Source organism: Pedobacter sp. Bi126, assembly GCF_918698245.1.
Lineage (GTDB): Bacteria > Bacteroidota > Bacteroidia > Sphingobacteriales > Sphingobacteriaceae > Pedobacter.
Map to the genome: position 1 here is coordinate 1,288,795 of NZ_CAKKMS010000001.1, position 22,540 is coordinate 1,311,334.

General features: G+C 40.4%; 15 protein-coding genes. 6 read left to right on the forward strand and 9 right to left on the reverse strand.

Going from position 1 to position 22,540, the window contains the following annotated elements:
* Nucleotides 1-533 precede the first annotated feature (533 nt).
* Both LQ201_RS05130 and LQ201_RS05135 read right to left on the reverse strand, forming a co-directional pair.
* Nucleotides 534-1,280, reverse strand: coding sequence for a HEPN domain-containing protein (locus LQ201_RS05130; RefSeq protein ID WP_230145701.1), 747 nt, complete (start codon nt 1,278-1,280; stop codon nt 534-536).
* 43 nt (nt 1,281-1,323) lie between these two features.
* Entirely contained in the window at nt 1,324-2,499 is a 1,176-nt protein-coding gene (locus LQ201_RS05135) for a hypothetical protein (protein ID WP_230145702.1), read from the reverse strand.
* Nucleotides 2,500-2,601: 102 nt separating this feature from the next.
* Between LQ201_RS05135 and LQ201_RS05140 the strand changes: the two genes are divergently transcribed.
* A complete protein-coding gene (locus LQ201_RS05140) occupies nt 2,602-3,255 on the forward strand; it encodes a LexA family transcriptional regulator (RefSeq protein WP_230145704.1) in 654 nt (217 codons plus the stop codon).
* 840 nt (nt 3,256-4,095) lie between these two features.
* On the opposite strand, the gene LQ201_RS05145 is transcribed toward LQ201_RS05140, so the two are convergent.
* Together LQ201_RS05145 and LQ201_RS05150 are read right to left on the reverse strand one after the other, a co-directional pair.
* On the reverse strand, nt 4,096-5,625 hold the full coding sequence (locus LQ201_RS05145; protein ID WP_230145705.1) for a RagB/SusD family nutrient uptake outer membrane protein: 1,530 nt from the start codon (nt 5,623-5,625) through the stop codon (nt 4,096-4,098).
* A gap of 10 nt (nt 5,626-5,635) precedes the next feature.
* The gene (locus LQ201_RS05150) at nt 5,636-8,908 is read right to left on the reverse strand and encodes a TonB-dependent receptor (protein ID WP_230145707.1); all 3,273 of its coding nucleotides are present in this window, start codon (nt 8,906-8,908) and stop codon (nt 5,636-5,638) included.
* Between the two features lie 323 nt (nt 8,909-9,231).
* Between LQ201_RS05150 and LQ201_RS05155 the strand changes: the two genes are divergently transcribed.
* The 3 genes from LQ201_RS05155 to msrA all read left to right on the forward strand — a co-directional run bounded on the left by LQ201_RS05155 (nt 9,232) and on the right by msrA (nt 12,531).
* On the forward strand, nt 9,232-10,479 hold the full coding sequence (locus LQ201_RS05155) for a YdcF family protein (RefSeq protein WP_230145708.1): 1,248 nt from the start codon (nt 9,232-9,234) through the stop codon (nt 10,477-10,479).
* Between the two features lie 3 nt (nt 10,480-10,482).
* A complete protein-coding gene (locus LQ201_RS05160; protein WP_230145710.1) occupies nt 10,483-11,358 on the forward strand; it encodes a hypothetical protein in 876 nt (291 codons plus the stop codon).
* Between the two features lie 684 nt (nt 11,359-12,042).
* On the forward strand, nt 12,043-12,531 hold the full coding sequence (msrA, locus tag LQ201_RS05165; protein WP_230145712.1) for a peptide-methionine (S)-S-oxide reductase MsrA: 489 nt from the start codon (nt 12,043-12,045) through the stop codon (nt 12,529-12,531).
* Between the two features lie 594 nt (nt 12,532-13,125).
* Here msrA and LQ201_RS05170 read toward each other — a convergent pair.
* The 3 genes from LQ201_RS05170 to LQ201_RS05180 are packed head-to-tail and all read right to left on the reverse strand — an operon-like array spanning nt 13,126 to nt 17,291.
* Nucleotides 13,126-15,567, reverse strand: a complete 2,442-nt coding sequence (locus LQ201_RS05170; protein WP_230145713.1) for a bifunctional YncE family protein/alkaline phosphatase family protein — start codon at nt 15,565-15,567, stop codon at nt 13,126-13,128.
* A gap of 25 nt (nt 15,568-15,592) precedes the next feature.
* Entirely contained in the window at nt 15,593-16,432 is an 840-nt protein-coding gene (locus LQ201_RS05175; RefSeq protein WP_230145715.1) for a hypothetical protein, read from the reverse strand.
* A 16-nt stretch (nt 16,433-16,448) separates the two neighbouring features.
* Nucleotides 16,449-17,291, reverse strand: coding sequence for a metallophosphoesterase (locus LQ201_RS05180; RefSeq protein WP_230145716.1), 843 nt, complete (start codon nt 17,289-17,291; stop codon nt 16,449-16,451).
* A 200-nt stretch (nt 17,292-17,491) separates the two neighbouring features.
* Here LQ201_RS05180 and LQ201_RS05185 point away from each other — a divergent pair, with 200 nt between their 5' ends.
* Nucleotides 17,492-17,932, forward strand: a complete 441-nt coding sequence (locus LQ201_RS05185; protein ID WP_230145718.1) for a hypothetical protein — start codon at nt 17,492-17,494, stop codon at nt 17,930-17,932.
* Between the two features lie 236 nt (nt 17,933-18,168).
* Here LQ201_RS05185 and LQ201_RS05190 read toward each other — a convergent pair whose 3' ends face one another.
* Both LQ201_RS05190 and uvrA read right to left on the reverse strand, forming a co-directional pair.
* Nucleotides 18,169-18,822 (reverse strand): LysE family transporter, encoded by a 654-nt coding sequence (locus LQ201_RS05190; RefSeq protein WP_230145720.1) that lies wholly within the window; start codon nt 18,820-18,822, stop codon nt 18,169-18,171.
* A gap of 8 nt (nt 18,823-18,830) precedes the next feature.
* Nucleotides 18,831-21,644 (reverse strand): excinuclease ABC subunit UvrA, encoded by a 2,814-nt coding sequence (gene uvrA, locus LQ201_RS05195; RefSeq protein ID WP_230145721.1) that lies wholly within the window; start codon nt 21,642-21,644, stop codon nt 18,831-18,833.
* A 259-nt stretch (nt 21,645-21,903) separates the two neighbouring features.
* On the opposite strand from uvrA, the gene LQ201_RS05200 reads away from it, so the two are divergent.
* The gene (locus LQ201_RS05200) at nt 21,904-22,488 is read left to right on the forward strand and encodes an RNA polymerase sigma factor (protein ID WP_029279592.1); all 585 of its coding nucleotides are present in this window, start codon (nt 21,904-21,906) and stop codon (nt 22,486-22,488) included.
* Nucleotides 22,489-22,540: the final 52 nt, after the last annotated feature.

The window sequence follows — 22,540 nt, forward strand, 5'->3', positions numbered from 1 at the left end:
GACAATGCTTGCTTAATTAATGTTTTGGAGATAAATGCCTTTTTATAGCTGGAAAGATGCTGATCCCGAACATTCGGGACAGCATGACGACCGCCTCTTAATGAAATGTACTAAAAAAACATATATATAGTTAACAAAAGATGTGTCCACACGATAGGCGCAGGCGGGAACCACGAAGTGCTCAGCGAAGCTAATCTTAAAGCGCTTGCATTACGATTATTCATAAGTTTTCTTTTTTCAGAGGTATCCATGAGCACTGCGTGGTTCCAATCAAGTTGGGAATGACGAACCGCCAAAACCTGTCATCCAACTCCTTTGTTTTTAGCTAAATACTAACTTCTACCATCGACAGACTCCAATAGAAAGATCGTCCTCTCGACCGAAGCACCGCGGAGTGTTCCAAAGGAACTCCTTCGGAGGAGAGATCTTTGAACTATGTTACCGAAAAGATTAAAGATTTCGCTCCCAATGACAGATCTACAGATGGCCCATTATGGAGAGACCAGCTTCGGCTTTAAAAACATCTCATTAACCTACTGATCGAAATGATTATTCATTATCCCCTGATAAACCCGTTCTGCAACACAATACAATAAATCTACTTTATCAAACAGTCGCATCACATCGGGCTTACTGATGGTATAATCGTTTTCGTAGCGAACGGCCAGGTAGGCTTCATCAAGTAAATGCAACAAGCAAAGTTCTTCTTCATCATTAAACAGCTCAGAAAGCGGTTTAATATAGGCTTTAACATACAATTGATGGGCACTGATGCGGTGTGTTTTTTTATCCTTTCCTATTACCAAAATTTCAACGGCCCGGTACATTAAATCGAAAACCTGGTGCAGCATAAAAGCACAATGCTCGAAATTTTGCTGTTTAAAATAGAAAGTGGCTCCCGATAAAAATTTGTTGGCCTTATTCGTTTCGTGTTGATAGGTGCTGCTCACCCGGTCTGCAACGAGCTCAGGTGTCCCACATTCAAGAAAATTTCCAGATTTACTAAATAAGCAATTTTGAGCTGCAGTGGCATAGTAAAAAAACAAACTCCCCTCGCGCAAAGCCCGCTCAACCTCGTGCACATGGAAAACCCGATAACTAAATTCCGTTTGCCCGTTGAATATAATATTTAGTACCGGCGTTAATTCGTTTAAAATACGCACATGTTTAAACTGAACCATAATCAGCATTTCCTGCACCGCTTTACCTGCAGAAAAATTGTTATGGAGATAAATATATTGAATGGGTACCGCAGCGGTAATGCACTTTAATAAGCGCATTATGGTTTCTTTTTTTATGGCACTATGGCTAAGGTTTAAGCATTTATTCCGCATAATGCCACCTTTCATCTTTAATATCATCACTTAGTGAGGGATTCCCGATCATTATAAAGAAAGCTTCCATGATCATCAGCATGGTTTCATACTGCTCAAATAAAAATTCTTTATCCATCAGTTTAATGCTGCTCCCGGTACTAAATGCGGCATACAACCACTCAAAAAGGCCTAAACGCAGTTGTTTAATTTTTTCAGGAACGAAAAAAGACGCTACAAAGCGATAAGGATTTTCGATGTGTTCGGCGGATAGTGTATTTACTTCAGAAAGGCCTTTGTTGTACACTTCGCTTGTAATAAAACGACCCTTAGTAATTAAGCCTTCAGGCAAGGCTTCCTGATAAATCAGTTTTTTTGTTGCAATTAAATAACCTGCGTTAAGCAATTTCGTAAACTGGTTATACAGGAAAAAATAATCGGCAACATCACTTAAACGGTGCGCTTCTGATAAAGCCATTTTATACCATTTTTTCAGGTATGTTTTATGCCCTGCAAGGTTGTCCAAACTAAAGAAAAATTCTATTGCCTTAAATGGATTATCAAATAATTCCTGATCGAAAGCCAAAGGCGATGTACTTTCGAACATGGCCATATGGTAATAACGATCGATGCTCTTAAAACTATTTTTAGTGATAACCCTTTCATGGATGAGCCAACAGGCCTCCAGCATTTTCATGGTATTCTCGTAAAACGCGGCAACATACTGGTCCCAATCCAGATCGAGCTTATTTTCCAATCCGGCCAGTAACCATTCCTTGTAAACCATCTTATAGCTATCCGATTCAAAGAAGATAAAAATATCTAAAAAAGTAAATTTCGGGTTTTTCATCTCGCCCTTGCTCAACAATTTCGGGCAATAATCAAGCACAACCGATTCGCGTTCCAAATTACATTCATCAAGCTCAATCGCCTTTACAAAGGCCGTATCAGCTTCAATCCGGTTAAAAATTAAATCTGAATAATCAAACAGCGGCACCAGTTTTTCATAAAAACCCAATAGCTTCGCAGGGTGTTTTTGCGGCGAATAATCGAATTCGTTTTGAGATGGGTTTACCCAGTTTTTTAAAAAATCTAAATGATGGCCTACACCATCTGATAAAAAAAAGTTTTCTATGGCATCGATAAATGCCACAGTTTCTTTTTTAAAATTTAAGTTCCCTTCCATAGCGTATAGTTTTAAATTATTATCTTAGCAACACTAACAAATTTAGCAAAACAACAACAGAAATTCTAACTTATAGTAGAATTTCTTTCAACATAAGCACAAATGACTGAAAATCAGAGATTAAAATTATTAATGGATTTATTGAATTTCAAGACTCAAAAAGCTTTTGCGGATGCATTGAATATTCAGCCCGGCTCCTTGTCTGATATAATGAGAGGGAAAGATGGCTTAAGAGTATCAAACGCCATTAAAGATAAACTCGAACTTAAATTCGACGTAAATTTAACATGGCTTGAAAACGGGACAGGCGAACCGTTTTTTAAAAAGAAACCTGGCGTTAGCGAAAGTAAAGAGGGTGTTCCCTATTTCGATATGAGTCTATCGGATGCTAAAGATCTCCTCGTAGAAGAACAACGGGCAGAATACCTGGTAAATTACCTCCCTTTTAACGATTGTACGGCTTATTTACCGGTTTATGGCGATAGCATGTACCCCAAATATGCCGCAGGCGAAATTATAGCCATAAAAGAAATTACCAATTACGAAATCCTACAGTGGGGCGAAGCATATGTGGTGATGACGGATGCAGATAGTAACAGTTTACGTACCATAAAGCTAATTTTTCAGCACGCTGATAATACCAAACTAATCCTCCGTTCTTCAAATCCTAATTTTAAAGGCGATACCGTAATCCGTAAAAAAAATATCCAGGCACTTTATATTATAAAAGGAAAAATTACACGGAATGTTATTTAGGAAAAGCAGTTCTCAGTTCAGGGTTTCCGGTTCTAGTTAATAGTTTACAGTTAACTGAAAATTGCGAATTGCCAGCTGAAAACTGAATCCACGGGAATAAATAAAAGATGGTTCCCGCAGATCCAGCAGATTTTCGCAGATTTTAAAAAACCGTATAAGAGTCTGTTTATAAAATTGTCATTCTGAGGGATAATTTATTGTATAAAAATCAATATAAATAACAGTGGTTTCAAGGAGATAAATGGTCTCGAAGTATCGTCATTTCGACCGCAGTGGAGAAATCTTTAACTTTGATTCCAATAACTTGGTACAAAGATCTCTCCTCCGAAGGAGTTCCTTTGGAACATTTCGCTGCGCTACAGTCGAGATGACGACCATTCTATTGGAGCAGGTCAATGGTAGCTTGTCGAAGGACGTGATTAAACATCTTACAAGCCGTTTCGACGGGCTCAACGTGACAAATTCGGAGTGAATTATAAATATGAGTAAGATTTGCAAATTGAATCAGCGTTTATCATCCTTAATCAGCGGAGAATAAATAAAGCTCCCGCAGATCAGCAGATTTTCGCAGATTTAAAAAGCTATATGGAAGTTAATTTATAACAATTGTCATCCTGCGGGATAATTATTGCGATGAATCGTCATTGCGAGAAGGAACGACGAAGCAATCTTTCATGCTAATGACCCCTGTTATAAAGATTGCTTCGTCGGCTGAAAAAGCCTTCTTCGCAATGACGATTAATATCAACTGCACGCCCAGAACTGAAAACTCCTAACTGAAAACTAAAAAAGCGGCCCGATCAATGATCAGCCCGCTTTTCTTATATATTTCCAACCCGCTTAGTAACCCGGATTCTGGTACATTTTAACAGGATCTAATTTCACTTCATCAAAAGGAATAGGATAATACCTGTCTTTTAAGGTTACATTAGCCAGCTTGGCAATCCCATAAGACGACTGTGGCTTAGCTTTTAAGTAAGTAACCAACTCCGCAGCAGTAAAATTCCTAATTAAATCAAACCACCTTTGGTGTTCAAAAGCAAACTCTACCCTACGTTCGTGCAAAATAGCCAATTTTAAAGTCGGGAATTTTGCCGCGTAAGTAGCGTCTGTCTTGGCTACAGCGTATAATGGCATTCCAGCCCTTGCCCTAACCATATCTAAATATTGAATGGCCACCGCATCGTTGCCCTGCAGCATATTTACTTCTGCAAGCATTAATATTACATCGGCATAGCGCATCAAAATCCAGTCGTTGCCTCCATAACCCGCATTGGTTGCCAATTGGCTCGCATCGCGGAATTTGGTGATAAACCAGTCTTTTACAATGGGATCATTAGCAAATTTAACCGAGAAATCTTTTCTTAAATCACTTGTTTCATATTCATTGATCAGATCGGGTTTTACATTGCCACCAATCCCTGTAGAAGGTTTAAGCGAATTGATGGTTTCGCCTTTGGCCTGGTTGTTTGCGGCAATGCTCGAGCTAAAACTAATATCTCCCTGCTTATTTGAAATCTGAAAAATCAGCTCTTTACAGGTCGCTTTTTTAGCTACATCAAAAACATCTGTATATGGAATCTCAGAAAGATTTCCAAAAGTTTTCATATTATAAACTGCCATCAAATAAGTATTGGCATTGCTTAGGTTCTCGGTTTTATTTGCTGGCAATGTTCCTGCCATTGTTAAATAAACCTTACCCAAATATGCGTTTATTGCCGCTTTTGAGGTTCTACCTATGTTCGCTCCTGTTTGGAAATTCGGCAATGTGCTGTTAAGGGCATCTTTTAAATCGTTTACAATCTGGTTGTATACATCGGCTTCAGGAACACGAAATGTATTCTCTTTTACCTCATCGGCTGTGCTAAGCTGCTTGGTTACCACGGGTACCGGTCCCCATTTCCTAACCAGTTCAAAATACATAATCGCCCTGATAAACTTGGCTTCTGCCTTGTAGTTTTCTTTGGTGGCCGCATTAGCAAAAGAAACTTTATCAATGTTTGTCAGTACAACATTGGTTCTGCCAATGGCCTCATAAAGTGCCAGCCAATGGCTCCTTAAATAAGAATTACTGGGCAGGAGCGAAAAATCATTAAACTGAAATGGCTCACCGGCGTTACTCTGGTTATCATTCCTGCCCGCATCGTCCGAGCGCTCATCAGTAAACAGACCGCTGTTCTCGCCCAAGGTATTGCTGCTTCTAAGCGATTGGTAAACACCATTTACAGCCAGCAACACATCATTTTCTGTTTTAAAATAGTTTTCTACAGCAATGGCGTTGGGGTTACTTTGATTTAGAAAATCTTTCTTACAGGCACCCAAACTTAAAATTGCACTAATGGCCAATACTTTATAAATATGTTTTTTCATTTCTTTAGTTCTAAAAAGTCAATTTAATACCAAGGTTATAGGTTCTTGCCAATGGATAGTTTCCATAATCTACCCCAGGAGCAAGGTTATTGCCCGCACTGTAATCTACTTCAGGATTATAACCTTTATAATCGGTAATGGTAAAGGCGTTATCTACACTGGCGTAAACACGGATATTGCTCACCTTAAGTGTATTGGCCAGTTGCTTTGGAAAACTGTAGCCTAAAGTAATATTAGTACATCTGAAATAAGACCCATCCTGGATGTAAAATGACGATAAACGGGTACTGTTACTCTGCGTACCCGCACGTGATGCACGGTAGTTTAAACCACTGCCAGGATTGGCCTCATTTCTGTAACGATCGGCAACATCAACATACTGGTTTCCAGAACCTTCAAAGTTGTACAGGTAATAATCCTGTCCATCCAGCACCTGGTTTCCGTACGATCCGTTAAATGATGCCCTTAAATCGAACGTTTTGTAAGAAGTGTTTAAGGCAAAACCATAGGTGAATTTTGCATATGGTGTGCCGATTACTGTTTTATCTGCATCGTTTACAATGCCGTTACCATCCGTATCCTGAAAATATAAATCGCCGATTTTTGCCGGGTTAGTAGAAGAAGCTGATGGCGCTACCTTGCCTAAGTTATCGGCCGTAATTCTACCCAAAACCTTAAAACCATAAAACATACCGATTGGCTGCCCCTCTTGTGTAACATGTGTAATGTACGAACGCTCTGCACCGGCCGTAAATATCGTACTGTTACCACCCAGGTCTAAAACCTTGTTCCGGTTTGCCGCGATGTTTCCGCTTAAACCCAAAGTAAAGTCTTCATTTTGGATAATTTTGCCATCAATCTGCAAATCGAAACCCTTATTACACACCTTACTATCAGTAAGATTGGTTAAAATTGTTGAGCTGCTGGCAATTGCCGAAAGTGGTTTGTTAAACAATAAGTTGAAAGAATAACTTAAGTAGTAATTCGCCATGATCGATACACGGTTTTTGAACAGACTGATATCGGTACCGAAGTTGAACTGAGAAGTAGATTCCCATCCTAATCGTCCATCCTGAATACTGCTTGGCCAAATGGCGGTAGAAATCGCACTTCCGAAAACCGCACCACCTGGTGCGCTTAACTCTTGCTGCGTGCGGTAATCCGGGATATTGTTATTTCCGCTTAAGCCCCAGCTAGCCCTTAGTTTAACCCTCGATTGTTCGCCCAAAAAGTTGTTGTAAAAACTTTCGTCAGATAAGTTCCAGCCCGCAGCTATTGAAGGAAAGACACCATACTTGTTTAACGGACCAAACCTTGAAGAACCATCGCGACGGAAGGAACCGGTTAAAAAGTATTTGCCCGCATAATTATAACTGAAACGGCCAAAGTAAGAAAGTAAAGTAGTAACTGTTTTACCTGTTCTGTTGCGGTCTAGGGTAAAAAAACCGGCATCCGCTCCTTTATCTGTAATTTCACCAATGTAATCATTTTGAAATCCGCTTGCCGCTACCCTGATCTGATCGCTTGATGTTTTCTGTGTAGAATAACCACCTAAAACATCTATGCTATGTTTACCAAAGGCTTTATTGTAATTTAACGTAAACTCTGCCAGCTGATCTACCTGGCTTATGGTTTGTGCTATGGCATTTGCAGCCCTGATCGATTCTGGTGAGTAAGGTGGAGTATTGCCACTGCTTAAGCTGGTAGGCAAATAATACTCATATTTCTCGTTGTATGTCTGCGTTCCTAAGTTAGCCTTAAAATTAAGCCCCTCTAATATCTTGTAAGTAGCATTGGCATTATAATTACTCCTATTGCTCTTTCTGGAAATTTTTAATTGTTCAACTGTAGCCAAAGGGTTTTCAGGGTTTTGTATCCCGTATTGAGCAGATAATGCACCCATTCCAAATTGGATAGGGTTCCCGTTCGCATCTCTCGCTGGCAGATAGGGTAAATAAATTAATGCCGACATCATCGGGCTTAAGTTATAACGTCCTTCCTGTACCTCTCTGTTATCGTTTTTTGTGTAAGCAATGTTTGCACCTACATGTAAACGCTCGCTCACCTTGCCATCAATATTACCCCTAAAGTTGGTTACCTTTTGGTTGGTGTTGGTAACAATACCGTCGTTGTTCTGGTAACCACCGCTTAAAAAGTATTTTACATCTTTGGTACCGCCAGAAAAGGAAAGGTTATGGCGTTGAAAGGCTGCATTGCGGTACAGTTCATCCTGCCAGTCGGTATTATAAGCTGCAGGGATAGCCTGTTGCGTGCTGAAATTATAAAGATCGGCCGGAATACTTACACTACTTCCATTGCCTACATTGGCAATACGTATGGTGTTGTTATCACTGAACATCGCATCGTTCCAGGTTTTGCCCGAGTTTACCCACAAATCTTTATAGGCATTGTTACGTCCGTCGATTAAAAGTTGGATAAACTGGTTGCCATCCAATAATTTTACTTTTTTGGCCAATTGAGAAATACCGCCCTGAACATCGTACTCAAACTTCCCTTTTCCATCTGCACCTCTTTTGGTGGTAATCAACACTACCCCACCCGATGCTCTAGAACCATAAATGGCTGCAGAAGCCGCATCTTTCAAAATGTCGATGGTTTCGATATCCTCCGGATTGATGGATACGTTGTTTCCTGCCGGATAACCATCAATTACATATAAGGGATCAGAACTGGCGTTAATGGACCCGATACCCCTCACCCTGATTTTGGTACCCGAATATGGCGCACCACTGGTTTGCGATACCTGTACGCCTGCAACTTTACCAACCAGCGCCTGACCAACGGTGGGAGAAGTTAAATTCATTTCGCTGGCTTTAACACTGCTGATGGCACCCGTTACATCCGATTTTCTGATCTTCTGGTAACCAATAGCCACAACCTCATTAAGGGTATTGCTACTTTCTTTTAAAGTGATATTAATATTTTGACGGCCGTTAACCGCAACTTCCTGATTATCGTAACCGATATAAGAAAACACCAAAATTGCATCTTCTTCTACATTAATTGAATATTTACCATTCGGATCGGTAACAGTTGTTTTTTTTGTTTTCTTTTCGAAAACACTTACACCAGGTAAAGGTTGTTTATTTTGATCGGTAACTGTTCCGCCTACAGTGGCAAATGCTTTATTATGCAAGCCCGAAGCGGTTACTTCATGATTAATCGCTATTGCATTGGAATTACAGATGGCCAGTAATCCGATAGGCAAAAGCAATTTCCTGCAAGCACTTTTTATACTTGCGGTTAAAAAAAATGATGTCATCTTTTTGTTCTTAGTAATGGTTTTGAAATATAATTGGGGTTTTGTTTTAAGTAGAAGCGTAGATTTTCACATTTACATAGGCTTATCCTTTTATAGTTAACAGGTTAATTTGTGGAGCGTTCTACGGCGACAAAAGTATAAGTGTACTTTTAACACTATGTATCCCCTGTGTTAACTCTCCACACCAATTAGAAGATGTAGTTTAAATTAATATTAAGCTTAATTAAATATCAAATAAATCGTTTTACCAGAAGATTAAAGTATAACATCCACTTAATCTTTATTTAATAGCCTGTCTTTAATTTTGTTACCAAAACTTTTCAATGAAATCCCTCTATCCCTTCCTTTTGCTCTGCCTATTTTGCAAAGGCTTAGCTGCACAGGATGTACCACAACAGTCTTATCAATTAATTAAGACCAGGAACGAAGTACAATACAAAAATTATTACCTGCTTTCTCTTTTTGAACAATTGCCCGAACTGCGCAAAATACTGATTACAGATACAGCGTTCAGCAACATCTATAAATCAAAAACAGCACAGGTAAATGAAGCAGTTAAAACCTGCAAAACAGCTATTACGTGTTATGCCAAAGCCTTAAAATTTACCAATGAGGAAATAGCCCATATTGGAAACCGTTTGGCGCTGCTTTACACAGAAAATAATCCGCTGGGAAATTTGGTAAGTAATCATCTCATCCCCTCAGGTTGTTATGCCATGTTTGCCAAAGAACAACACAGAACCCTTTTAATTAAAGCCTGGGAACAAGATGCCAATGCCATAAATTATGCAATTGGTGTATATGTAGAAGGAAACAAGCCCAACTACCCCAAAATAGATTCAATCAGTTTTAGTCTAACTGACAAAACGTTTGCAGAACTCACCTCTGCCAGTGCATTATTGTCCTTGCAGAGCAATAATAAGCTCTTTTTCGAACCTGCCATGTTATTTGCATTGGAAGCTTTAGAACTGAACGAACGCAATGAGGCTGCCGATTATGAACCGATGGCTAAAGGCGTAAACCTTTCGGCGATTAACCAGATCAAGAAAACAGAATGGAAGAAATACCCTTACAGCGTAATCCTGGTTCCAGGTGCTGGCCCCGAGGAAAAAGACGTTGCGCTAAGTGCTGGCGGAATGATCCGCTGCAGGTTAGCGGCCTTGCAATACCATACAGGCATGGCACCATTTATTGTGGTTTCGGGCGGACGTGTACATCCCTATAAGACCAAGTTCAGCGAAGCATATGAAATGAAGAAATTCCTGATGGAAACACTTCAAATACCCGAAAGTGCCATTATTATGGAGCCGCATGCCCGCCATACCACCACCAACCTGCGCAACTGTGCAAGGCTGATGTTTAGGTACGGGATGCCGGTAGATAAACCTGGTTTAGCCTGTACCGTAAAATCGCAGAGTTATAATATCACCAATCTGCTCCCCGAGCGTTGCAAAAAAGAACTCGGCTACTATCCTTATAAAAACGGAAAACGTTTGAGTGATACCGAATCAGAATTCTACTTAAATACAACTTCTTTACAAATTGATTTTGATGAACCTTTAGATCCTTAGTTTATGAAAACATTAAACCCAATTTTAGTACTGATCGTGATGTTTTTTGTGGCCAGGTACAATAAAACAGAAGGAAAGATCACAAAAACGATTACAATTGACTCATTAGGTGCCTGTCAGGGTATTTCTTATCAAAACGGAAGGTATTTTCTTTATGGCGATAGAGAAGTGGGGGTAATGCGCGAATATCAACTCCAAAAAGACTCCTTGATTGATCAGCATAAGGAATACAAGTTCACCGTTAAAGGCGAAAATATCATCAAACATCCTACGGGCATTGCCTATCACAAAGGCTTACCGACGTTTGTGGGTAATTCGGTAAAGCAAAATGCAGCAGGCACCGTTTGGAAAGCGGTAATTAATTGCATTAACTGGGAAGGCCTTTTAAAGACCAAAAAGCTAGATGGAAACCTGATTAAAAGTATTGAAGATGATGCCTGTATCCAGGGTACACGGCCCGAATATGTAAATTACAAAGGCAAATGGTTCGTCGCAACAGCCGATTATGGCAATAAAGCCAATGAAGTACGGTTATACAATCCCGAAGCCTTATCAAAAGCCGATAAAACAAGTCAAAAGGGAATCCTCTTCAAAAAATTCACCTGTTCGCCATGGGTACAAAACTTACATTATATTGCTAGCAAAGGTATACTCGTTTTAATCCAGAACCAGATTGAAGGACGTAAATGGAGACTTACCTTTCTTGATCTGGAAAAATCACTTGCCAGCGGTCAAGAATCTGTTATCAAAGTTGTAGACACTGATAAACTGGATGAACTGGAAGGTTTTACCTTTACCGATCAGGCCAATAAAGGGATCGCCGTAAGTTCTTCCCGCAAAAACAATGTAAGTTTTATGGATTTTGCGCTTGGCGGTTAGGCCATGCATTTCGCGATTCAATCTATCGGTCGGTGTCTCACCGACCAAAATGGAACATATTCATTCATCCTATCGGTAGGTGTCTCACCTACCGAAAACCGAATTGTTTGTATATTCAAAATTAGGAAACGAATGGCTTGTGGTTCTTGGCGGTTTGCAATCCCGCCATTCGCTATAGCTCCGATAGAAAAAAAATCGGAGGCTGCCGCTACTGTCGGGTTTAGGAACAAGGGCTTGTGCACCCTGCAACCTCACAAATAAAAAACTGAGTTAGCCATTTAGCCCCGGCTGAAGCGTTACCCTGCAGCGACGAGGCATCCCGAAGTTTCGGGAAAGCGTAAAAGCGGAAGACGGGAAGAAATTTAGTGTGTTTGCAGAAGCCTTGCGCTCCAAAACATAAGAGCTTGCAGTTGCCAAAATTTGTCAGTCTGAGGGAAGTGTCGAAGACTCCTGGATCCGTTTAACCATAGAAGGAATATAAGATCATGTAAGTTTATGTAGTAAAACAATCCTTCGACTACGCTCAGGATGACACTATGCAGTTTATCCCTTATAGTCCTCGTTTGTAACGAGGATTATTGAGATTCGCATTTGTAATGCGATCCCGTAATTTATCATTCCCTTCTTTACTTTCCCTTTACACATCTTCGTCGTATCTTTATTATCAATAAAAAAGGAAGATATATGAATACTGAAAAAGCCATTCTTGCAGGCGGCTGCTTTTGGGGAGTAGAAGAACTGCTCCGTCATTACCCAGGTGTTACCTCAACAGTTGTTGGATACACTGGTGGGGATGTTCCCAATGCCACTTACCGGAACCATGGCACACATGCCGAAGCCATTGAAGTTACTTTTGATCCAACTGTTTTAACCTATCGTAAATTATTAGAGTACTTCTTCCAGATCCACGATCCGAGTACACGCAACAGACAGGGAAATGATGTGGGTACCTCCTACCGCTCAGCTATTTTTTACAATAGCGAGGAACAGAAAAACACCGCAAATGCATTAATTGCCGAGTTGGATGCTTCTGGCAAATGGCCTGGCAAAATTATAACTGAAGTGGTACCTGAAACCGATTTCTGGAATGCTGAAGAAGAACACCAGGATTATTTACAGAAAAACCCTTACGGTTATACCTGCCACTTTGAAAGGCCGGATTGGAAATTGTAAATAAGGTCGCTATTAAAAGGCACAAAGCAATTTGACAGAAAGCTGGAGAGTCAGTTTTGTTTTCTGGAAATCAGATACAGTAGCATTTCGGTTCATTCCGCCCCGCTCTCGCTCCTGCTCCGATGAAGAATCGGGAGCATCTCACTTTGATCGGGTTTAAGTGGCGTGGTAAGCAATGCTATTTGGGGCTGCACAATTCTGGAATACGATCATCTATCTGCGCCATGCTAACCAACCTTAAATAGTAGCAAATCTCTCCAATTTTAAACCTGATTGCCGCGGAAATCCTTTTTGTCATCCTGAAGGATAATTTCTTTTATAAAAATCAATATTATTGACAGAGCATCTTTAGTGCTATGTGCCAGCGACGAATCGTCATTGCGAGGAGGCCTTTTCAGCCAACAAAGCAATCTTACAACTATCGCTAGTAGCGAGCGCTTTAAGATTATTCATCTTTGCAGTTGTTTTTAAAGGCATTCATGAGCTCACTTTCGTTCGGTTATCTTCGTGCCTCGCAATGACGATCAATTTAAAAAAAGGCAATTTTCTAATCGAAAATTGCCTTTTTGTTTAAAACATCATCATAACAGATCATTAATCGTCATCATCTTTTTTCTTCTTCTCCAAAATCACAAAAGCACTCCGTTTGGGCGCTGGCATTACCGATTGCTCTCCTTTAACCGATTTCCATACCACTTCATTCAGATCCAAATCCGGTGCCGAATCTTCTTTTGCAAAATTGAACAGTTCGGAACGTCTGCTGCTTTCATTCACCGCCACATTCCGTGTATCTAAATCAATAAGCGGCTGAATCACGTTATAAGGTGTAAAATCGGGCTTAGCCGTAAAACATTCATACAGTGGCATGGCTGCAGCATCGTACTGGCTCATTGGTGGCAAACCTAAAATAAGTTCCATTGTTCTTAAAAATCCGGAAGTAGAATACATGGTATGAACAGGTGTATTCCGCTTAACATAAGGGCCAACCACATAGGCTGGCGAACGGTGCGCGTCAACATGATCGGGTCCGTTCTGTGCGTCGTCTTCCAAAATAAAAACAACTGATTCTTTCCAGATTTTACTATGCGATAGATGCTCCAAAATGCGACCAACAGCCAGATCGTTATCGGCAACTGCGGCCTGTGGCGAATATTTACCTTTCTTTTGTCCGCTGGTATGATCGTTAGATATTCTTAAGGTATTAAATTGTGGTACAACGCCTGCAACCAGTAACGAATCGAAATCGTGTTGCCATGCATCTACCCGAACCTGATCTTTAATATCCATATCAAAACCTGGTGAAGCAGCACACATATGGCCCTGTAGCGATTTAATATTTGCCTTACCATAATCGCCAAACTCACCATAACTGCGGTAGCTTACCCCTGCCCTTTGGCAGTAGTCCCAGATAAAACCACCTTTAGGATAGGTAACGGGTCTGCCGCCTTCGAAACTGGTACTTCCGCCACGTGCTCCATAACTGGTAGGCCATGTTTTCTCAACTACATCTGTAGCATAAGCGGCCATGCTCCAGTTGTGTCCATCGGCACTTACCTCTGCATCAACATAGAAATTATCCAATAGCACATAGTTTTCGGCAAAAGCATGCTGGTTAGGTGTAATTTTTCTACCGAAAAGTGTTAATGTAGAATCGCCGTTTCCTTTTGGCAGATCGCCAAGCACCTGATCGTAGGTTCTGTTTTCTTTGATGATATAAAAAACATGTTTAATGGGCGATTTTTCGCCCTGTTTACGTGGAATAGGATTTCCGGCTTCACCATCGGCCATAATCGTCCGCTTATCGGTAAAGGGCGTATTGGCATACACCTGCTTGGTATATGCTTTTAACTGCTCAGGTTTTGGTGCAGCAATAAAAGATAAGGTTCCTTTAAACAAACCGGCAATATACTGCAGGCGGCTATTGGCCGTACTGCCCATGTGGTAACCGCTATTATCGACTTTAGAAATCGGTTGTGGCCCTTGAGGGTTAGCCATCGGTGTATTGCCTTTGCCATTCGTAACTAAAATTTTCGAGCCTAAAACCTTAACACTTGTTGGGTACCAGCCTACAGGGATAAAACCCTGACTTAAGCTTAATCCAGGTTTGCTCACATCAAAAACTGCCAAACAGTTATTATCTGCATTAGCGATGTACAAAGTTTTCTCGTTGGCACTTAAAGCTAAACCATTAGTGGTAGAACCTGTTAACTGTGTAGCGTAAAGGGTAGTAGCAATGGTTTCGACCACCTTATTATTCGAAGTATTGATTACCGAAACGGTATTATCGTTCGCATTGGCTACGAATAAAATATTTCCTTTTTTATTAAGCAATAGTTCATTTGGGTGATCGCCAACAGGAATGCGCTGTAAGATGCTTTCTGAAACTAAATCGATAACCGCAACAGATTTTCCACCCCAGAGTGAAACGTATAATTTACTTTCATCTGCAGATAAAACACAACTATAGGCAATTGCAGGAAGCTGGATTTTTTTCAGGATCTGCTTTTCTGTGGGATTGATAATGTATAAACTGCTGTCTTCTTTGGTTACCGTGTATAACTTACTGTTGTTTTTGTTTACAACAATCCCCGCCGGACTGATTTTTCCCTTTGGCCAAATGGGACCTAGTTTAATCGTATCGCTTTTGCCAAGTTTATTGTTCTGGATATTAAAATCTAAAATCCAGTTGTCGTTACCGCCAGAAGCATACAGGTGTTTTTCGTCTTTACTAAAAGCAATGCCGTACCAAGATTTACTTAGCACTTTTTCATCAATAATCTTTTCTGTTTTGGCATCAAGCAATTGCAGCGACTGGGTACTTTGTCCGTTGTTGGTAATGGCAAGATATTTACCCGAGGCACTGAGCTGCATGTTTAAAGGCAAATCGCCCAATTGCAGCGAATGCCCTGCCGGGCTCAGCTTCCACCCATTAGGCAGTAAAATCTGCAGCGTACTTTCGTTTTTGCCTGGCCATTGTGCAAATCCTTTTTGGATGAACAGGAAACCGAATAATATAAATATATATGATTTTTTCATTTTCTTAAATTGACTTAGGAGTGCCTTAGCGATGAAGATTAAAATTAACCAGCGCCCTGATGGTGTAACCGTTACCAGATGCTACGGAACCGATTTCGCGGATGGCCTCTGATGGGATCACCTGACTGCGGGTTGCATAAAAAACAGGCCCACCAGAAAGAGAGAACGAAAGTTTCGAATGGTTTGGTTCCAGATTGATTGATGGCCCGATCATTACCTTTGCACCACCTTCTGCCTCGTCTTTTTCCCAAAAACCTTCTAAATCCTGCCCTAAGGCCTCCAAGCCAAGGTATAAAACGTTAGAAACACGATGCTGATACCCAAAACTGCTTATAAAATCGAGTTTATCCCTTGTTTTATCAAAAGCTTTTTCAAAGCGAAGGTTACCCGCCATTCGCCAGTTTGTCTGATCAAATGAAGCGGTAATTCTGCTAATTGCCGAACCAACACTCGACCAATCTCTGCTTAAACCTAAACCTGCACCTAACCTAAAACCAGCTATGCCTTTACTGCCCACTAAATCTCTAATTACTTCAGCCTGTTGAGCAGAGGTTACACCTCCTGAATTGGCAAAACCGATTGCCGCTGTAGCATACAAGGTAAGCCTGCTGCCTAAATAGCCTTTAACACCAAACTGTTGCCCTAAACCATCATAACCGAACTGTCCGTTGGTTCTTTCGCCATAACTTCCTGAATAATGGATATTCCAACGGGGGTTTTCTGCGGTTAAGGTATTCAGAGAAAACAGGAAGGGCTGAGCGGCATCAGTTCCAGTTTTCATTTCAGGCTTGGCTTCATTTATTTGCTGTGCGGCACAGTTTAAAACGGTGCCAGCAAAAATGAGCATCAAAATTGTCTTTTTCATTGCGATGATCTATCAATTAAAATTTGGTTTCATTTAATAATGGCGATTGACTTGCATTTACCTGATAAGTCTGGATCTTATCATTTTCATCAACCTCTACAATGCGGTAACCCTTATAGGCCGTACCCCAGTTTCCACCGATGTGTGCATCGAAAAAGTGTGGCAGTTTATCGGTATAAAAAACAGCATCAAGGCTGTGGTCGTGTCCATGAAATACAGCCTTTACGTTGGCATAACTGTGCAACAGTTTAACCGTATCCGGACAATCTACAAAAGGACTTTCGGGTACCCAGAAATGAGGCGGAATATGCAACACCACAAAAACAGTTTTCAGGTTTTTAAACTTATCGAGTTCCTGTTTTAAAAAATCGTTATTAGGGCATAAATAAGTGCCTTTGGTATCAGATGTATTGGCCAAAACAAAACCTACTCCATTTTTTTCGAAAGAAAAGTTATCCTCATAGCCAAAAACCGATTTCCAGATCTTTGCATCGGCATGGTCGTGATTACCTGGAATGGCATAAAAAGGAACTTTGAGTTTATCGTAATATTCCTTTTTTACTTCCGATAATAGTTCCGGGCGATCGTGTACGAGATCCCCATTAATGATTACAAAATTGAGTGGATTTTTATCATGTGATTCATTTAACCACTTCACAATATTCTCGTGGTGCAATTTGTACTCCGTTCCAGGTTGGCCATAATGTCCATCGGATGCGATAGCGAAACGCAATTTAGGAGCTTTGCCCGGTCTGGCAGGCGCCGTGTGTTCTTCAGCAAAAGAGGAAAGAACGGGCGAAATACTGGCCACTACAGCGGCAGCCAAACTATTTTTCAGAAAAAATCGTCTGTTAGACATAAGGATAAGATATGTTTTGTATCAAAGCCCAATATTAGCTTGGTTAGGCTTCTTAAACATAAATTTAATGTTATGATTAGGTTAACCGAAGCATATCTATGTATCAATTTTATAACAGAACAGTGATTTTGCTAACTGGTTTTGACTATACAATTTTGGCAATTTCAAAACAATTTTGGTGTAGCAGCGATTATCATAATATGAAACTACTCAAATCCCTACTCGCGGGCTTCGCTGGTGCCGGAGCATTAAATATATTGCACGAAAGTGTAAGACGGATTGATCCTGATGCACCAAGGATTGATCTTTTAGGCGAACAAGCCCTGTCAAGATCGATGAAAAGTTTAAATCTTGAAACGCCAAGTGGGAACAATCTTTATCTGGCCACTCTTGCTGGCGATATAGTGAGCAATGGTTTATATTATAGCGCCATAGGCTTTGGCAGCAAAAAAAATATTTATATAAAAGGCGCGTTAGCAGGACTTACAGCGGGCCTAGGGGCTATAAATATTCCCGATAAAATTGGTTTGGACGATACGCCGGTAACCCATACGGATAAGACAAAAATATTAACCGTAGCCTGGTATGTTATTGGTGGCTTGGTAACTGCAGCTGTTCTTAGCCGTTTACAACGGACTTAATAAGACGAAAAACCATTACCCAGTCCGTATTCTCACATAAAGAAAAACAAATAATTTCTTCCTGTTAATACTTGATAAAGGCCAACTGGAAGGTCCGTGGCGACACAGACCCTGGATTAAGATAATAAACCAAGTGCACCTGTTCCGTGCTTTCCGTGTTTCCGTGGCAAAAAAAACTACCAATTCAGAAAATACCAAAACAAAAGGTCTGTGGAAACACAGACCCCGGATTAGATTTATAGAATAACGATTGCCTGCTTTATAACCAGGTAAGCCGCCAATGCAAACAAAAATATCGCTATCGATTTATTGATAATTAAACTGCTTAACGCAAATTTCTCCTGAATATAGGTTGCAAAATGCGCATATAAGTAAAGTGCGAGTGTAGAACCAACGCCCGAGCCCAAACTAAAAATTACTAGTGAGAGGTAATCCGTTTCGATCCATTGGTGTAAAATGACATAATTGCCAAAAAACAACCAGAATGGAATCTGAACAGGGTTTAAAACGCCTAAAATCAATCCGTATAAAACACTTCCGCTTCGTTTATCCTCTTTGGTATTACTTGTTTTAGGTACTTTTTTCCGGTTTTTCCAGGTAATGGTACCCATCACCAAAAACATCACGATCATAAAACAATCGACTAAAGTACTTAAACGCACTTCGCTTACCGCCTCGTTCGGATTGATATCACTCATCGCCCAGCGGGCAAAACGCATCATCCCAAAAGTGAAAAATACTTCTACACAAGAGAAGGAAAGAATAAAGTACCAAACCTGCCGCATGCCCTTATTAATGGCGAGCTGTGCAACGGTGAGATTAATGTTGCCAGGGGGAATATAGCCCATGGCATTGAGAATGATGCCGATGAAAAACGTTAGAAAAAGCATTGCCGAAATTATGGATTTAAATTTAAATGCGATGCTAAATATTTTCCGGTGTACGATTTTTCCACCTTAACTAAATCTTCGGGTATGCCTTCAAATACCACCTGACCACCGCCATCGCCCCCTTCAGGGCCGATATCGATTACCCAATCGGCACATTTGATCATGTCCATATTGTGTTCAATCACCAAAATCGTGTTCCCTTGTTCAATCAAGGTATTCAGCGCCTTTAGCAGTTTTTTAATATCATGGAAATGCAGACCGGTTGTCGGCTCATCAAAAATAAACAACGTTTTATTGGCATTATTTCCCTTAATTAAAAACGATGCGAGTTTAATACGCTGTGCCTCACCTCCCGATAAGGTATTGGAAGATTGACCTAAATGTACATAACCCAGACCTACATCAACCAATGGATTTAATTTATTAAGGATCTTTTGTTCATCCTTAAAAAATTCTACCGCCTCTTCAATAGTCATATCCAAAATTTCAGATACGTTTTTCTCTTTATAGGTTACATCTAAAACCTGCTGTTTAAAGCGTTTACCGTTACAGGCTTCACAAGGCAGGTAAATATCGGCCATAAACTGCATCTCGATTTTCACCTCGCCCTCACCCTGGCAAACATCGCAACGGCCACCTTCTACGTTGAAAGAGAATGCAGCTGGTTTTAAGCCCGCAGCTTTTGCCGATGCCAGCCCTGAAAACAAGGCACGGATATCATCCCATGCCTTTACATAAGTAACCGGATTAGAACGGCTCGAGCGGCCAATCGGGTTCTGATCGACCATTTCTACAGCGCTTACCAGATCGTAATTGCCAAAAATGCCGTCATAAGCACCCGTTTGCTCACCAGCGTAGTTTCCAATTGCTTTTTGCAGTGCAGGATATAAGATCTTTTTAACCAAACTGGTTTTACCCGATCCGGAAACACCACTTACGGCAGTAAAAACACCTAGCGGAAACTTCACATCAATATTCTGCAGGTTGTTTTCCCTTGCTCCTTTAATCAGGATGTGATCCTTCCACTTACGGCGTTTATCCGGAATGGCAATTTTTTCTATTCCCGATAGGTAACGGCCTGTTAAGCTATTTTTATCTTTTAAAATCTCCTCGTAATTACCACTGAAAACCAAATTACCGCCATGGGTACCAGCCTCAGGGCCGATATCGATAATGTAATCGGCTGCACGCATCATTTCTTCTTCATGCTCCACCACCAAAACGGTATTGCCTACATTACGGAGCGAGATCAATACTTCGATCAGTTTATTGGTATCACGTGGATGCAAACCGATGCTCGGTTCGTCCAAAACGTAAATAGAACCCACCAAACTACTTCCCAATGAAGTGGCCAGGTTAATCCTTTGCGATTCTCCACCCGAAAGCGTATTCGATAAACGGTTTAAGGTGAGGTAGCCTAAACCTACATTATTTAAATAAAGGAAACGGTTATCGATCTCTGCCAATAAACGTTTGGCAATTTTGGTATCGTTAGCATTTAACTTCAACTCGTTAAAGAAAACCAAAGCTTTTGCCAATGGCATCAGCACCACATCGATAATCGATTTCTCAGCAATCTTTACATAAGATGCATCCTTACGCAAACGCGAGCCTTTACAATCAGGACAGGTGGTTTTGCCCCGGTAACGTGATAACATTACACGGTACTGGATTTTGTAAGTCTGCTCTTCCAGTTCTTTGAAAAAAGCATCCAGACCTGCAAAATATTTATTTCCTGTCCAAAGCAAGCGTTGCTCTGTTTCTGTTAAGGCACTATAAGGCCGGTGAATCGGGAATTCGAATTTTGGTGCAGCTTTAATAAAATTCTGCAACCATACATTCATTTTTTCGCCGCGCCAGGGGGCAATGGCATTATCGTAAATACTTTTGCTCTTATCAGGAATAACCAGATCTTCATCAATGCCGATTACGTTTCCATAACCTTCACAACGTTTACACGCACCATAAGGGTTATTGAAAGAGAAAAAGTTCGGCGTTGGTTCTTCAAATTTTATTCCATCCAGCTCAAACCGGTCGCTAAAATGTTTAGTTGTGCCCTGGGCTTCTACATAACAATCGCCTTTACCTTCAAAAAAAGCAGTCTGTGCCGAATCAGCCAATCTGCTTAATGTTTCTTCTTCCTGGTTGGTTACAATACGGTCGATCAGGATCTGAACGGTTTTATCATCCGTTAAGGCTTCATCCTTAAAGTCGGCATCATCTAAAACGGCTTCTATCTTTTCTATTTTATCGTTAATCAGAACACGTAAAAATCCTTTCTGTAATAAAATAGCCAGCTCTTCTTTAATCGTACGGTTATTGTGCGGGTACAGCGGGCAAAAAATAGTAACCGTTGTATCTTCGGGCATGGCATTTACATAATCTACCACCGTGCTTACCGAATCCTTTTTTACTTCTTTGCCCGAAACCGGCGAAATGGTTTTGCCGATACGCGAGAAAAGCAGTTTGAGGTAATCGTAAATTTCGGTCGAGGTACCGACAGTAGAACGTGGGTTGGAAGTAATAACCTTTTGTTCGATGGCAATTGCCGGAGCAATACCTTTAATATAATCAACATCGGGTTTATTCATCCGGCCCATAAACTGGCGGGCATAAGAAGATAAACTTTCTACATATCGGCGTTGCCCCTCTGCATATAAAGTATCAAATGCAAGCGAAGATTTCCCAGAACCAGACATACCTGTTACCACCACAAGTTTATTTTTTGGAATGGCAACATCGATGTTTTTGAGGTTGTGCACGCGGGCACCTTTTATGATAATATTTTTATGCGGATCTTTTTCGGCCTCTTTTTTGCTCATGTATAGTAACGAATATAATGTATAACCCCAGAATGCGGTTAGGGTTTTAAGAACATACAAAAATAGGGTACTGAGACGGTTAATTTATTTTTTAACATTTTATTTTTTGCTTTTTGATAAAAAAATAACTTTCTTTGAACATTAACAACCTCAAAACCAAACTAACACACATCAAAAAACATAGGAGAGAAGCTATAGAAATTAAACATCTACAAATTAATTTTTAGCAAATAGTACGGGATTTAGTGTAGGTAAACCTATGAATTTACAATCATATAATGATCAGGACCTGGTAAAGGTATATATTGCCGGGAACGAGAATGGATTGCAGGAACTTTTAAGAAGACATAAAAGTAAAATTTATACCTCTATCTACTTGTTGGTTAAAGACCAATATCTGGCGGAGGATATTTTTCAGGATGCTTTTATAAAAGTAATTAATACCCTGCGATCGGGAAGATATAACGAAGAAGGCAAGTTTTTGCCTTGGGTAATGCGTATTGCCCATAACTTGGTTATCGATTATTTCAGAAAAGAAAAGAGAACACCAATCATCACCAGTGCTGATGGAATGGATGTATTCAATATGCTACACTTTTATGATGAGAGCGCAGAAGATAAAATGCTTCGCGACCAGACCCATAAAGATTTGAAAGCAATGATCCATTTATTGCCTGATGAGCAGAAAGAAGTGCTCCTGATGCGTCATTACGCTGATCTAAGCTTTAAAGAGATCGCAGATTTAACCGATGTAAGCATCAATACAGCATTAGGCCGTATGCGTTATGCATTGAGTAATTTGCGTAAAATGCTTAAAACAAAGGAGATGACCTACAAAGGGTAGTAAAATTGTTACATAAAATTTTTTAGGGGTTGAAATAAAGCATCTGAACTAT